At 59.2% G+C, this 15,052-nt stretch carries 6 protein-coding genes; 2 read left to right on the top strand and 4 right to left on the bottom strand.

The genetic code is table 11. The features are described from left to right. Nucleotides 1-74: 74 nt before the first annotated feature. Both HMPREF2690_RS10125 and HMPREF2690_RS10120 read left to right on the top strand, forming a co-directional pair. Nucleotides 75-6,314, top strand: coding sequence for a G5 domain-containing protein (locus HMPREF2690_RS10125; protein ID WP_070820807.1), 6,240 nt, complete (start codon nt 75-77; stop codon nt 6,312-6,314). A 170-nt stretch (nt 6,315-6,484) separates the two neighbouring features. Further along, nucleotides 6,485-9,703 (top strand): alkaline phosphatase, encoded by a 3,219-nt coding sequence (locus HMPREF2690_RS10120; protein ID WP_070820806.1) that lies wholly within the window; start codon nt 6,485-6,487, stop codon nt 9,701-9,703. A gap of 88 nt (nt 9,704-9,791) precedes the next feature. Here HMPREF2690_RS10120 and HMPREF2690_RS10115 read toward each other — a convergent pair whose 3' ends face one another. Genes HMPREF2690_RS10115 through HMPREF2690_RS10100 form a run of 4 tightly spaced genes read right to left on the bottom strand, consistent with a single transcriptional unit; the run spans nt 9,792 to nt 14,893 of the window. Continuing rightward, entirely contained in the window at nt 9,792-10,982 is a 1,191-nt protein-coding gene (locus HMPREF2690_RS10115; RefSeq protein ID WP_070816064.1) for a M20 metallopeptidase family protein, read from the bottom strand. A gap of 2 nt (nt 10,983-10,984) precedes the next feature. Next, nucleotides 10,985-12,169 carry an amidohydrolase family protein gene (locus tag HMPREF2690_RS10110; RefSeq protein ID WP_070421559.1) on the bottom strand — a complete coding sequence of 395 codons (1,185 nt, stop codon included), beginning with the start codon at nt 12,167-12,169 and terminating at the stop codon, nt 10,985-10,987. Beyond that, entirely contained in the window at nt 12,159-13,463 is a 1,305-nt protein-coding gene (locus HMPREF2690_RS10105; RefSeq protein ID WP_070570775.1) for a type I glutamate--ammonia ligase, read from the bottom strand. The genes HMPREF2690_RS10110 and HMPREF2690_RS10105 overlap by 11 nt, the downstream gene beginning before the upstream one ends. Then, entirely contained in the window at nt 13,460-14,893 is a 1,434-nt protein-coding gene (locus tag HMPREF2690_RS10100; RefSeq protein ID WP_083320371.1) for an APC family permease, read from the bottom strand. The genes HMPREF2690_RS10105 and HMPREF2690_RS10100 overlap by 4 nt, the downstream gene beginning before the upstream one ends. Between the last annotated feature and the right edge of the window lie 159 nt (nt 14,894-15,052).

Here is a 15,052-nt window from a genome sequence, read left to right as displayed (position 1 = left end):
GGTCACAACTTGAATACCTGATAACGAAGTCGCTTCCGCGGCCCACGTTCAGTGGATAATAAGAGGAGTACCACATGGCCGAATCATCTCGGCGTCTACGTAAGTCAACGTCCACGGGCATCGCAGCCTCGTCTGTGATCGCACTCGCCCTTGGCGGCCTGAGCGTCGTCGCCCCTGGCCCGCTTGCGCCGTCCGCTGCAGCCGCCACCCTCAGCGGCGGCATCCGCGACAAGTCCGGCGCGGTAGAGAAGGACGCCCAGAAGGCCTCCGATCTTCCGGCCGGCTCGTGTGTTGTCTCGGAAAAAACTCCGGAGGGCAGCCAGGCTGGTTTCAGCTGGTATACCTCTGAGCCGAGTGATAGCAGCCCCAACAAGAAAGCCTGGGGCTTGAGCGTCTCCTTTGATAACTCGAAGGACCGCACGTTCGCTGATTGGGGCTTTACCAATAACGGCAGGATGGGCACGTACCTCGATGCAGCTCAAATTCCCGCTATGAGTGCCGGTCAGACCCTTGTTGACAAGAAAGTCACGCACAAGGCCGACGAAATCCTCGGTATTACTGCTTCTGGGCCACAACGACCCCTGAATCTCAATGCGAAGCTGACCGATGCGAAAGTCAAGCAGTTCGCTGAGGCCACTACCGCTAACCCGGTACGTTATGCCTGGCAGGGCAACTATAAGCAGGAAAATCCTCAAGGTCCAAGGGCCACCAGGGGAGACAATTTGGCCTTTACGGCCGTCGTGAACCCGTGGCCGAGCGAGAACATCGAATGTAACCCGATCACGGTGTCGTGGGATACTCCCGATGTATCCGAGAACCACGTGATTGTCCCTGGAGAAGTATCCAAGGTCGGTAAGATCAACGTTCCTGCTGTGACCGGCGGTGGCACGGATGACTCCATGTCCCGCATGGTCGTGGAAGCCTACGACGGCAACGGCAAGTTCATCGGCACCACGGACCCGGCAGCATCCGGCGGCGAGCAGCTCCTGCGTATCGACAGCAAGACCGGCGATATCTACTTCACCTGGCCCGAGTACCGCGGTACCGACCTGGCAACTGACAAGAACGTGAACTTCTCCGTTCTGGCGAAGCCGCGTAACGTGGACCAGCTCCAGGCCGCTGGTGAGAACAACAATGAGTTTGGCACCACTCAAGTCTTCGACAGCTCCAACTCGCTGACACGCTACAACAAGGCGAACGTCATCGGCTCCCAGGCGTTTTCCCTGGATAACACGGATGAACATAACCCTCGGTATGACAAGGTTGACGCCACGATCATTTCCGGCGTCGATAGCGCTACCGGACCGCTGGCTACCGAGCCGCAGAGGGTCACCTTCACCCAGACCCCTGACCTGATCAAGGAGCTGGCGAAGAAAAAGGGCGACGGCGGTTTCGAGGCGAAGGTCGCCCTGGATAAAACGTACGTCTACGAGGGCTGGACCGTCGAGATGGACGAGGACTACAACGTCACCGTCACCGCACCGGAAAACCCGAAGCCAGGCACCTTCGCGCAGCCCAAGATCACGCTGGAGTACTCCAACGGCTCCACCGATGTTCTCCAGCTCTTGGTGGTCGTTGACCCGAACAACACCCAGGTCACCGACCTGGTACGCCCGGGGCTGACCAAGGGCAAAATCGGTGAGGACCTCACCGCGCAGGTGGGCACCAAGTCCATCATGAAGGGCCACAAGCCAGTCCACCCAGCAAAGTTTGAGGTTGACCCGGACACCGTACCGTCCGGCTGGACCGTCACGGTCGATGCGACCGGCAAGGTCACCGCGAAGGCAGACGATTCTGTTGCGCCGGGCACCGTCATCACCCCGAAGGTGAAGGCCACCTACCCGGATGGCACCGACGATGAGATTGAGACCCAGTTCCAGGCGATCGTGGACATCAAGGTCCCTGAGTACGATACGGTGACCAACAAGCCGAACGCCAAGGTCAGCCTGATCCCGAACGTTCCTGAGCGTGGCCTCAGCGGTAACACCTCTGACGAGGTTCCGAAGCGCTACACCTTCGAGAACGGTCAAACCACGATTACCCTCACAAGTAAAGAGGGCAAGACGTGGACCGTTAAGATTGACGAAAACACCGGCAAGATCACCACGACCATCCCAAAGGATGCGCCGGAAGGCGACATCCTGGATGTACCGGTTCTCGCCTACTACGATGGCGCTGACCCGCAGAAGGTGAAGGGCACCGTCGTTGTGATCAAGGGCGACGTCGCCCCGCAGTACAACGTGCAGGTCACCGGCCCGAACCAGGCTGTTGACCACCAGGTAACGGGTGCGCCGCAAGACTCGACGTACTCCTTCGGTAACGACGAGGACGGCAATCCGGTAACGGAGCAGGAAGTCGACGGCTGGAAGTACACCATCGACCCGAAGACCGGTGTTGTGTCTTCCACCCCGCCGGCAACCGCTAAGCCGGGTGACAAGAAGACCATCACGGTTACGGTCCAGACTCCGGACGGTTCCCGCCCAGAGGTCCCCGTCACCACTGTGGTGAAGCACACCAACAGCTGGGAAGCTGAGCCGGTATACCCCGTGGAAACCGTCTACCCGGGTGAAGCTGCAACGTTGCCAGTTGATCTTCAAAAGCCGGAGGACGTCAACGTCGCGAAGGAAAACCCCTACAAGCTGGGCGATGTTCCGGCTGGTTGGAATGTCAGCATTGACGACAATGGCCAGATCACTGCAACCGCACCTGCGGATGCAAAGCCGGGCACGCAAGTCAAGATTCCGGTCACCGTGACCTACGAAGACGGTTCAACGGATATTGCATACGCTGTCGTCAATGTCCTCGGCCTTCCGACGCGTGAGGAACCGTTCAAGGTCGAGTACAAGTACGACGACACCATCCCTGCCGGCGAGTACAAGGTTGAAACCAAGGGCGAGCCGGGTGCAGCGAAGATGCACAAGGACGGCACCTGGGAGCAGACCAAGGCGCCGGTCAACGAGGTCGTCGTCATCGGCACCAAGCCGGCCGAGAGCGCCAAGGACGTGACCTGGAAGTTCCCGATCCCGTACCCGACTGAGGTTCGCGAGAACCCGGACCTGAAGCCTGGTGAAACCCGGGTTGTTCAGGAAGGCGAGAACGGCGAGAAGACCTACACCGCTAAGTTCACCGCCAAGGGCTCTGAGGCACAGGTCGCTGAGGAAGAGACCACCAAGGAAGCCAAGCCGCGCATCATCGAGTACGGCCCGGGCATTGCTCCGAGCGAGCTCGTGACCACTGTGAAGAAGCCAGTGCCGTTTGATACCGAAGTCGTATTCGACGACACGCTCGCTGCGGGTGAGCAAAAGGTGGATCAGGAAGGCAAGCTCGGCGAGGACACCGTGACCTCCACGCAGAAGCTTGTCGACGGCAAACCTTCGGGTGACCCGGTCGTGAAGACTGAGCGCACCGCGGAGCCGACGAAGCAGATCATTCGCGTCGGTACCAAGACCACCGGTGAAACCAAGAAGACCGTCGAGTCTGAGGTCCCGTTTGGTGTGAAGATCGAGTACGACCCGAACATGCCTGCTGGCAAGTCCGAGGTTGTCACCGAAGGCAAGCCGGGTAAGAAGACCACCACGGTGACCCAGAAGGTCACCAACTCCCAGCCGGATGGCGAGGCCACCGTTGAGGAGAAGATCACCGAGCAGCCTGTCGATCAGGTGATCAAGGTCGGCACCAAGCCGTCCGAGACCTCTGAGAAGGTCGAGTGGAAGGCGCCAGTTCCGTTCGAGGTTGAAACCCGTCCGAACAAGGATCTGAAGCCGGGCGAGATCAAGATCGTCCAGAAGGGCGAGCCGGGCGAGAAGACCTACACGGCCAACTTCACCTCCAAGGGCGACGACTCTTCGGTCACCCCTACGGAGAAGCAGACCAAGGATCCGGTCAACGAGATCATCGAATACGGTCCGACCGCTCCTGACCAGACGCTGACGTCGAAGACGACCCGCGAGGTCAACTTCGAGACCGAGTTCATCGTGGACAACACGGTGCCGGTCGGCCAGACCAAGGTCGAGCAGGAAGGCGAGAAGGGCGAGGAACTGATCACCTCGACCCAGAAGATCAAGGACGGCAAGCCAGACGGCGAGCCGAGCATCACCGTCGAGCAGACCAAGGCGCCGAAGAAGAAGATTGTCCGTGTCGGTTCCATGACCGATGGCTCGTACGAGCTGGAAGAGAAGCTGCCGATTCCGTTCGACACCGTGATTGAGTACGACCCGGAGATTCCGGCCGGCGAGTACAAGGTTGTCACCGAGGGCAAGCCTGGTGAGAAGATCACCAAGATCACCCAGAAGATCGTGAACAGCAAGGTCGTCGAGGCAACGCGTGGCAGCGAAACCACCACCACCGAGCCGGTCACCAAGGTGATCAAGGTCGGCACCAAGCAGGCAACTGCTACCGACAAGGTGGAGTGGAAGGAGCCCATCCCGTACCCGACGGAGCTGCGCCCGAACTCGGAACTCGCTCCGGGTGAGGTTCGGGTTGTTCAGGAAGGCAAGGACGGCGAAGCCACCTACACCGCAACCTTCACAGGTACCAGCGGTGAAGCCACCAAGACCGAGGTCACCGATCGCACCGAGCCGACTCCGCGAATCGTCGAGTTCGGCCCAGGCCTTGAGGACGACAGCGTGGTCTCTTCCACGACCCGTTCCGTGGAGTTCGGCACTGACGTCATCGAAGACCCGAACCTCGAAGAGGGCAAGCAGGTCATCGAGCAGGGCGAGTTCGGCGAAGAGGTCGTGACATCGACGCAGAAGCTTGTCGACGGCAAACCGTCCGGCGATCCAGTCGTCGAGACGAAGCGCACGAAGGAACCGAAGAATGCGGTCATCCGCATCGGCACCAAGAAGCCTGCGAATCCGACGCCGCCGACCGATGAGCCGGAGCAGCCGACTCCGCCGACCGACGAGCCGACCCCACCGGTCGAGCCGAAGGAAGTCGAGCTTCCGTACACCACGAAGATCATCTACGACGAGACGCTCGAGCCTGGTCAGGAAATCGTGGACCAGGAAGGTGCGAACGGCAAGGTCGAGGTGACCGTCGAGAATGGTCAGCCTTCGGTGAAGACGGTCAAGGAGCCGGTCGAGAAGATCATCCGTGTTGGCACCAAGCCGCCGGCTGGTCAGGAGTGGAAGGAACGGATCCCGTTCGAGGTGAAGGTCAAGCTTGACCCCACCATCCCGGCGGGTGAGCACAAGGTTGAACAGGAAGGCAAGCCCGGCCTGGTTCAGCACAACTCCGACGGCACCGAAGAGACGCTCGTTGAGAAGCAGGATCATGTCATCCTCATCGGCACCAAGCCGGCCGACCCGACTGACCCGGAGAACCCGGATCAGCCGACGCCTGAAGGTGAGCTCGATATCAACGTCCGCTACACCACCCGGATCGTTTACGACCCGAACCTGAAGCCAGGCGAGGAAGTCGAAGACGTTGCTGGTAAGGACGGCCGCTACACCATCAAGGTTGTCGACGGCAAGCCTGTCGCCGAGATGGTGGAGAAGCCAGTCGAGCGCGTTGTCCGCGTCGGCACCAAGCCGCCGGCGGGCACCAGCTGGACTGAGGAGATCGCCTACGACTACGAGGTCATCGAGGACTCCGAACTTGAAGCTGGCAAGCACGAGGTTGTGCAGCCGGGTAAGCCTGGCGAGCGCATCCACCGTGAAGACGGCAGCTTCGTCGAGGTTCCTGCGCAGAAGCTGATCATCAAGGTTGGCACGAAGAAGCCGGCTGATCCGAGCGAGCCGACCGACCCGAGCAAGCCGACCGACCCGTCGACGCCTGCCGATCCGAAGGACCCGCAGGGCTCTTCCGATAAGGCGAAGCGCTGCGTGGCCAACGCGTTTGCGAAGAACAGCCCGATCCTGTGGCTGCTGCCGATCGGCGTCCTCGCCGGCATTGGCTACGGCGTGAACGAGGTGTTCGGTCCGCAGATCCAGAAGGCATCCGCGGAGCTCAACGCTCGCTTCCAGGAGTCCTTGCCGAAGCACGATTGGGGCCACGGTAACCGCGGCCGCCAGTGGGAGCAGCCTGAGTGGGCTCGTGAACTGCAGATGAAGGCAGACGCCATCAACCGCCAGTTCGCAGGCTACGGCGAGCAGCTCCAGCCGCTGGGTATTGCGCTCGGTGTCATCGCCGCAGCCAGCCTCACCGGTGTGCTGATTGCACAGGCCTGCCGCGAAGAGGGCTTCGACAACGGCATGACGGTGCTGGGTTCCTCGGAGCGTGTGACGTCCTCGGGCGAGACGGGCTCGTCGTCAAGCAAGGGCTCATCGGAGAACGCAGGTTCGTCGGAGAACGCAGGCTCCTCCAGTAAGTAGTCTGAACGCGTAAGCGAAGGGCGGTACCCGGTTGGGTGCCGCCCTTTTCGCATCTGCCGTTACCTAAAATTCACCTGAGTGTTCCTTATTAGAAATTTGCTGTGTTTAGGGTGCGTATCGGTTCAAAAACCGTTTCATATTCTTCGGCTTCTCGTTATAAGGAACCCAACATGCGTTTCTCGCTAAAAGCAGCTACCGCGGTAGTCAGCGCTTCTGCGTTGGCTATTGCGAACCTGCCTACCTCCCTCGCACAGTCGGCGGAGCAGTCCTTCAACGGCAAGGACACCTGCATTTCCATCGATTCCAACGGCAACATCGTCGCCCCGCAGCCGGGCGACTGCACACAGTTCGGTAAGGGCGGCCAGGGCAACACCGACGCCCAGGCACGCAACGTCATCTTCATCCTGGGCGACGGCATGGGCCACCAGGAGATCACTGCTGCTCGTAACTACCTCAAGGGCGCTAACGGCCGCTTCGAGGGCCTCGACGAGCTGACTGCGGCAGGTGCTTACACGACCTTCGCCGTGGGCAAGGACGGCAAGCGTCAGTACGTCACCGACTCCGCCGCGTCCGCAACGGGCTGGTCCACCGGCACGAAGACCTACAACGGCGCGTTGTCCGTTGACATCACCGGCAAGCCGCACGAGAACCTGTTGGAGATGGCGAAGAACGCCGGTATGCGCACCGGTAACGTCTCCACCGCGGAGATCCAGGATGCGACCCCGGGCGCGATGCACTCGCACATCTCCAAGCGCGGCTACTACGCGCCGTCCGGCGACGCGAAGCCGGTCAAGGGTGCTGAAGCTCGCGAAAACGGCGGTCTCGGCTCCATCTCCGAGCAGATCATCGACACCCGCGCCGACGTCACCCTGGGCGGTGGCCGCAAGTACTTCGACGCCGAGGTTCAGCAGGGTGGCGAGAACCGCAACCCGTTCCTGACCGACAAGAACGACGGCGGCGTCGACTGGGAGGCCGGCAAGTCCGTCCGCGAAAACGCGATTGCCAAGGGCTACCAGGTTGTCGACGACAAGCAGGGCCTCGAGGGCATCACCGTCGCGAACCAGGACCAGCCGGTGCTCGGCCTGTTTCACGACAAGAACATGACCCGCAAGTTCGAGCAGACCGTGCCGGTGAAGTCCGACGGCACCACCGAGCCGGAGGTCTGCAAGGAAGCTGATCGCGGCGACGAGCCGTCCGCAGCGGAGATGACCAAGAAGGCCATCGAGCTTCTCGACGACCCGTCGGCGGACAAGGGCTTCTTCCTCCAGGTCGAGTCCGCCTCCATCGATAAGGCGGACCACGCAGCCGACGCCTGCGGCATGATCGGCGAGACCCAGCAAATCGACGAGGTTATTAAGGAAGCCCTCGACTTTGCCAAGGCGGACGGTGAGACCATGATCGTTGTCACCGCCGACCACGCGCACACCGCGGAAATCATCCCGGACGGCCGCCCGTCAGTGTCCGCCGTAACTCGCCTGAAGACGCCGAAGGACGGCACCACCATGTCCATCGGCTTCGGCACCCAGCCGTGGCTGGATGAGAACGGCAACCCGGTCTTTGACAAGAAGGCCAACGGCGACCCGTTCGACACCCCGAACTTCTCCATGATGCACACCGGCACCCAAGTGCGCATCGCAGGCTTCGGCCCGGGCTCCGAAAACGTCAACGGCCAGCTCGACCAAACCGACGCCTTCTACGTCATGGCGAATGCGCTCGGCCTCAACGGTGGCACCGAGGGTGGCCAGGAGCCGTGGAAGATCAACAAGGGCAACAAGGTCATCTCGCTGGCCAACCGCTCCAAGGCGAAGCCGGGCGACCAGCTCTGCTACCTCGTCTCCGCAGGCGAGGCACCGAAGGTCGGCGATTGTGCCCAGTTCGGCACCGAGGGCCAGGGCATCGACAACGCCAAGGCGAAGAACGTCGTCCTGCTCATCGGCGACGGCACCGGCGACTCCGAGATCACCGCAGCGCGTAACTACCTTAAGGGCTCCGCAGGCCGCTTCGAGGGTCTCGACGACCTCGACTACACCGGCTACCTGACCACCTTCTCCCTGGACAAGGAAACCGGCCTGCCGAACTACGTCGGTGATTCCGCTGCAACCGGCACTGCATGGAACTCCGGCGTGAAGACCTACAACGGCGCGGTCGGCGTGGACAACGCCGGCAAGCCGGTTGCCACCCTCGGCGAGATCGCAAAGGCCAAGGGCCTGAAGATCGGTAACGTCACCACCGCCGAGATCCAGGACGCTACTCCGGCAGCCTTCGCTGCACACGCAATCAAGCGTTCCTACTACGCACCGTCTGGCGACAAGAAGGTCGCAGAAGGCGAGCAGCTCCGCGAAAACGGCGGCCTCGGCTCCATCTCCGAGCAGATCGTCGACCTGCGTGCAGACGTCACCCTCGGTGGCGGCCGCAGCTACTTCAACACCGAGGTCGTCCAGGGCGGCCAGTGGGGCGAGAACGGTAACACCTGGACCGCAGGTAAGACTGTCCTGGAAAACGCGAAGGACAATGGCTACCAGGTTGTCACTAACGCCTCCGAGCTCGACGCGATCGCAGAGGCAAACGCCGACAAGCCGGTCCTCGGTCTGTTCTCCGAGGGCAACATGCCGCGCGCGCTGAACCAGTCCATTCCGACCACCGACGGCGGTGACCTCGAGCCGGCCACCTGCGTTGCTAACCCGGAGTTCACCGCTGAGACTCCGCGACTGGCAGCCATGACCTCCAAGGCGCTCGAGCTGCTGCAGAACGACAAGGGCTTCGTGCTCCAGGTCGAGTCCGCCTCGCCGGACAAGGCCGACCACCAGGCTGACGCCTGTGGCCTGATCGGCGAGGTCGGCCAGCTCGACGAGGCCGTCCAGGCTGTTCAGGATTGGGTGGAGAAGACCGGCGAGGAGACCCTGATCGTCGCCACCGCCGACCACGCTCACACCGCACAGATCACCTACGAGAACCAGAACACCGCTGGTCGCGTCACTCAGCTGACCACGGTTGAAGGCTCCACCATGGCCGTCAACTTCGCCACCTCCAAGACCAACGAGGACGAGGATGCGCTCGGCGGCCAGCAGCACACCGGTGCGCAGCTGCGTGTCGCAGCCTCCGGCCCGGGTGCCGCGAACCTCACCGGCCAGATCGACCAGACCGACCTCTTCTTTGCCAGCCTGAACGCGCTGGGCATCGATCCGGTCAACCACAATCTGACCTTTGAGAACAAGATGCAGCCGGTGGAGGAGACCACCGAGGAGAACACCGCCGCCGGCTCCTCCGTCGACTCCCCGGCGCTCATCGCCACCCTGGCCATCGCAGGTATCGCGGGCCTCATCTCCCTGATTGCCCTGCTGGCACCATTTGCTGTCGACGGCGCCCTCGGCCCGATCGCGAAGTTCTAGCCAGAACTCGAAACCAAAAATAGCCACCGAGAACAAGATGTGTTCTCGGTGGCTATTTGCTAACTGCCAATCGGTGTGGGGAGATTGGCTAGCCTTCACTTTCCGAGATGGCTTCGGCTGCAGCAATGTAGCCAGCGATCATTGTCTTACCTACGTTTGACAGCGCCTCGTCGGACGGGAGAAATGATGGATCGTGCAGAGACGCCGTTTCGTTGTCGCTGTCTGCGACACCGACAAAGCACATAAGGGATGGGCAGATCTCTCCATAAAATGAGAAGTCGTCGGCGCCCATCGAACGCATCGTCTCTGCATTCGCGATGCCGAGGGAAGCGGCGTAGGCATCGAATTTCTCTGACAAAACTTCGGCGTTTACGAGCTCTGGTTCGCCTGGTTTGTATTCCACATTGACGGTGCAACCATATCCAGTTGCGATACCGGTTGCCATCGTGCGGATTGCCTCAACGATGTGCTCATTAATCGCAGATGTAGTGCTGCGGACAGTAGCGAAGATCCGTCCCGATCGTGGCAAAACATTCGCTGCACCCTGTCCTACCGCGATAGTGCCGATGCTTACCAAAGCAGGTGACATTGGGTCGGCGATCCTGCGTACAACCTCCGAGATGCCTACAGCGATTTGCGCCGTGGGAACAGCAGCGTCACACCCGTTGTGTGGGTACGCGCCGTGACCTCCCTTACCGGTTACCGAGATTGCAATCTCGCCAGCAGCAGCATTGACAAATCCAGAGCCTGCGGCAACTGCACCCGTGGGAATTGAGGGGTGAACGTGTGCGCCGATGACATGGCGGACGCCGAGTTGTTGAAGTTTTCCGGACTCTGCGATGTCGAGCGCACCGGATGGGTACGTTTCCTCACGCGGCTGCAGGATTGGTACAAGGCCATATGGCAGATCGAGGTTCTTCGCTGCTCTGATCACACCGGCCAAGGCTGCAAGGTGTACGTCGTGACCACAGGCATGCATCGCATCGTTTGTTGATGACCATTCCACCCCCGTCTCCTCTGTTACCGGCAGTGCGTCTAACTCTCCTCGGATGCCGATGGACGCCCCCTCTGTCGGCCCGATTCGGCCGACCGCGCCAGTTTGAGCAACCGGCTCGAGTCGTACGCTCATCGTTTCGATCATCAAGTCAGTAGTGGGCTGTTCTTCGCCACTCACGAAGGGAGAACTGTGAATTTGTTTCCGTAGCTCCACGACATCGCTGAGGTACTTGTTGAATTCAGAAACCCACTGTTCCGCCAGCTGTTGAAGGTTTTCGCGCATCCTTAGCTTGGCTCCTTTTCGTTGCTGCTAGTTGTAGATACACCGTACAAGCGCTGTGCGTTTTCGAATCCGATCATTTGCGCGACGCGGATGCATTCATCGATTGGCCATCCGTTGTGTTTGTGAAACTCTTCAAGCACTGACAAAAGTCCTTCACGGAACAGCAAAGTACCGATGTAATAAAGCTCGGGTAGGCCGAACGCATCTGTACTGAACAGAATCTTGCCGAAAGGTGCCAGTTCCAGTGACTCCGCAATTACTGCGCGTGACCGGGCACCGGTGTAGTTGATAGCCAGTCCAACATCGAAGTACACGTGTGGGAAAACATCTGCAAGGTAGCCCGCCTCTCGATGGAACGGATAGCAGTGCAGCAGGGTGAAGCGGGCACCGGATTCTAGAGAGGCGCGGAACAGATTCGTGAGTAGTAGCGGATTGCAGCGATGCAAGTCCACATCGTCGTCACCGTAGCCGATGTGGAGTTGGATCACCTGCGCACGATCGATGGCGAACCACAGCAAATGGCGAATGAGAGTGCTGTCCTCTAGTCGAAGCTTCCCGGAGGTTCTTACAAACCTTTCCGCCGCTGCAAGTACCTCCTGTTCAGAGGGGCGATCTGCATCGAAATCGAGACCAGTTCGGTATGCAGCGATGGACTTCACACCAGCTGCTGTAACAAGATGCTCGTCAAGCGTTACTCCGAGCTGGGTGAGGAATTCAGTGGCTTTGTCACCAACGGCTTCACCATCACGAACAGCTTCTGCCACTTGCTCTGCGACACGCTCGAGTCGGACAATCTCGTAAACAGTGCCTCCAGATGTTCGTCGAAAAGCATCCGGGTCAGTGATCGTGTCAGCGGCATGTCCGGTCTCCACGCCGAACTCCGCGATACCGGTCCTGCGGATGAAGCGTTTGTTGACTTCTTCTGATTCGAGTTCAGCACGGGCGGCGATGTAGTCGTCAGGACTTGCGAACGGATCAAGTCCCAGAACCGGTGCACACAGGTTGCGGACCTGGAAACCGATCTGCGAGTCGAACCGTGTCGTACCTGGAGTGGCCGCGCTTGAAGACTCAGAGATGAGCGCCTCGAATTCCTCGCGGGTTAGAGTGTCTGTGACCACGCCATGGCAATGGTGATCAAAGAGGGGGATCCGATCGATAGCATCTTGCAACTCGTTGTTAGTAGACATTCGCGTAAACCTCACACTGCTCAACGATGCTCTTGTCCTTCAGATGCTGGATCTCGTCGCGCTTGACCTTCAAGAATGTTTCTACCCAGGCATCTGAGAACCAAGAGCGTACGACCTCGTTTGTTTCAAAACGGTCTAGGGCTTCTTTAAGGCTCGCAGGTAGGTTTTCGTTGTCCTGCGATTCGAGCTCAGAGTAATCGTCGCCAGTCACTACCGGCACTGGGTCGAGGTTTTCCTCTATTCCGGCCATCCCCGCTCGGATAATCATGCCCATCAGGATCCAAGGGTTAGCGCCGATATCGCCGCCGCGGAATTCGAAGTGGAACTGTTTATCCGGTGTGCGTCCGTCGGCTTCGTTCGTCGGACAAATGCGTACCAAAGCCTCACGGTTCTGTTCGCCACAGAATGCTTGGGCAACCGACCAATTGTGTGGCTTGAGGCGCTCGTAGCTAACTGTCAATGGGGCAAATAAGCAGGTCATCGGCGCAGCGTACTTAACCAGTCCCGCGTTAAACTGACTCGCAATGCGCGACATCCGTCCGGGTCCGTCCGGATCAAATGCGACAACTTCGCCGTCGGTGCCGTACAACCCGTAATGGACATGAACTCCAGAACCGCCCTCGGAGGCAACCGGAACAGGGGAGAAAGTGACCTCACGGTCGTAGGCCTTAAAAACAGTGCGGACAATATCGCGAACCAAAATTGCACGATCCGCAGCAGTAACAGGGTCTGTCGGCTTGACAGTCAGCTCGTATTGATACGGCGCATACTCCGGCAGCCAGCATTCTGGGTTTACACCTGCGTTTTCCAGAACATTGAAGAGTGCACTCCCCACTGGCTCTCCGTCGACGAAGCTAGCGAACGAAAATGGGTGTGTCGCTTCTTTCGCGTGGCGTTCGGTGAACTCATGCTCAAACGCTGCGGTCATGACTAACCCATGTCGGTCGCGAAGCTCGTCGACCGCTTCCTTGAGGAAGTTACGAGCGCAAGATTCCCACGGAGTGCCATCGGTGTTGATCAGGTTTGCGAAGCTCAAAGAAAACGTTGGGATTTCCGGGATACCGGCGATTTCATAGGTTGCATCAGCATCTGCCACAAGACGAATATCACCAGTGGCATCGTAGGGAATTCCATCGACAATGTGACCGAGTGGCCCGATGCCTAGATTCGCTGGAACCCAGCCAACGCTCGCACCTTTTTCAAAATCTTTGGTGCTTATCGCCCGTCCTTTAGTGCGTGCGGAGATATCTGTGGTTGCCAGGAACGTGAACGTGCCGTTGTTGTGGATGCTCATGCGTCAATGTCTTCTTTCGTAAGTTTCTGCCCAATGTTCTGGGCAAGCTTGGGATTGAGGATGATGATTGCGAGGCCCAACAAGCACCACGCGCCAGAGAGCCAGGGGAAATATGTGTACGGTGCAACCTGTCCCACGACTTGGATGAGGTAAACGTAAACGAGGTAGCCCAGCGCCAAGATTGGGAAAACGATTTCCCAGACGGGAATGGAGGATTCCTTTTTCAGGATGAACCGGATCGCGCCAACAGAAGCCATGCCATAGGCGATGACCATGCACAGCGTCGCAATAGTTGCGTACCAGTAATAGACCTCAACATTGGTTCGGCCAGCGAATGCCATTCCAAGCGCAAACACCAACGCGATAATGTTGGTCGCCCATACTGCTTGTTTCGGAACACGAGTGTGCGGATCGCGGTTTGCAAAAACGGTCGGGCCGAAACCATCGCGGGCGAGAGTGTAAATGAGGCGTGACGTCGCAGTACTCGAGCTGAGGAACGCGCCAAATGCCACCGAGAACGCAATGACAGAGATCAGCACCGCGAACCATTGGCCGATGTACGCGGAGCCGAGCTCGGTCAGTGTCGACGATGCACCTGCGAAGCGTTCAACGCCGGCTTCGTCAGTGCCGAAACCGATTGTCTGAGCAAACATGACGAATACATAAATGACACCGCCGGTAACCACCGCGAGCAAGAGAGCCTTAGGGACCGTCTTTTTCGGCTCCGTTGTTTCCTCCCCGAGTGAGGAACCAGACTCAAATCCGGCCCAGGACAAGAAGGCGAAAACCGATGCGGTCATGATCGCGGACCATGAGTTTCCTGCAGGAGTGAGTGCTCCAAGATCAATCGATGTTTCGTACGGCGCTGTGCCGGCACTTACCTTTGACAGGATCACGACGGAGAGAATCAACATGGCGATGATGCCGATCAGGCCGATTACCAGTGTGACTCTCGCGGCCGAAGTGGAGTTTCGCAGGTTGAGGTACAGTCCTAGCGCTCCGATGAACAACGGAACCAAAATGCCGACGAACTGTGAAGATCCGGAGGAGAGCTCCGTCAGCATCGCTTCGAAAAACACCGAGCATGCGCCGAGGATGCATGTAGTCATGAAAATGTATGTGCCGAGCAACGCGAAACCACTAAAGAACCCGGCTTTTGGTCCGACTGTCACGCCAGCGAGGGCGTACACCGAGCCAGCGTGCGTAACTCGTTGCAATAGCCGTACAAAAGCGTAAGCAACGAACACTGCGCCAGCGAATGCCACTGCGAATGCGAACGGAACGGCTTTGCCGACAAGCCCCGCCACACCGATGCCGTTCAGTGACATTGCCATCACCGGGGCCATGAACCCCACCGAGATGGCAGTCACCTCCCATGTAGAGAGCATTTTCCGCTCAAGAGGAGGAGAAATATCTGCAGTTGTCGTCATCGATCATTCCTTCCAAAAAGCGGGATGAACGAATGCTACAAAAACTATGACTTAGGTCGCAGTAAATCATTGAATATGATTCAAAGCACACCAGATGCGAGATAGTAAAAGGCCCTGCCTCCAACGTGGATAAGGAGACAGGGTCGGTTTGGGGGGGGA

Source organism: Corynebacterium sp. HMSC034E11 (assembly GCF_001835905.1).
In the GTDB taxonomy this organism is placed as follows: Bacteria; Actinomycetota; Actinomycetes; order Mycobacteriales; family Mycobacteriaceae; genus Corynebacterium; species Corynebacterium coyleae.
The sequence above is the reverse complement of the archived record's forward strand: the minus strand, read 5'-3'. Positions and strand labels throughout refer to the sequence as shown.

Bases quoted from the DNA above. Each gene is read 5' to 3' on its own strand.
- HMPREF2690_RS10125 (WP_070820807.1), top strand. From the start codon at position 75: ATGGCCGAATCATCTCGGCGTCTACGTAAGTCAACGTCCACGGGCATC.
- HMPREF2690_RS10105 (WP_070570775.1), bottom strand. From the start codon at position 13,463: ATGAGCATCCACAACAACGGCACGTTCACGTTCCTGGCAACCACAGAT.
- HMPREF2690_RS10100 (WP_083320371.1), bottom strand. From the start codon at position 14,893: ATGACGACAACTGCAGATATTTCTCCTCCTCTTGAGCGGAAAATGCTC.
- HMPREF2690_RS10120 (WP_070820806.1), top strand. From the start codon at position 6,485: ATGCGTTTCTCGCTAAAAGCAGCTACCGCGGTAGTCAGCGCTTCTGCG.
- HMPREF2690_RS10110 (WP_070421559.1), bottom strand. From the start codon at position 12,169: ATGTCTACTAACAACGAGTTGCAAGATGCTATCGATCGGATCCCCCTC.
- HMPREF2690_RS10115 (WP_070816064.1), bottom strand. From the start codon at position 10,982: ATGCGCGAAAACCTTCAACAGCTGGCGGAACAGTGGGTTTCTGAATTC.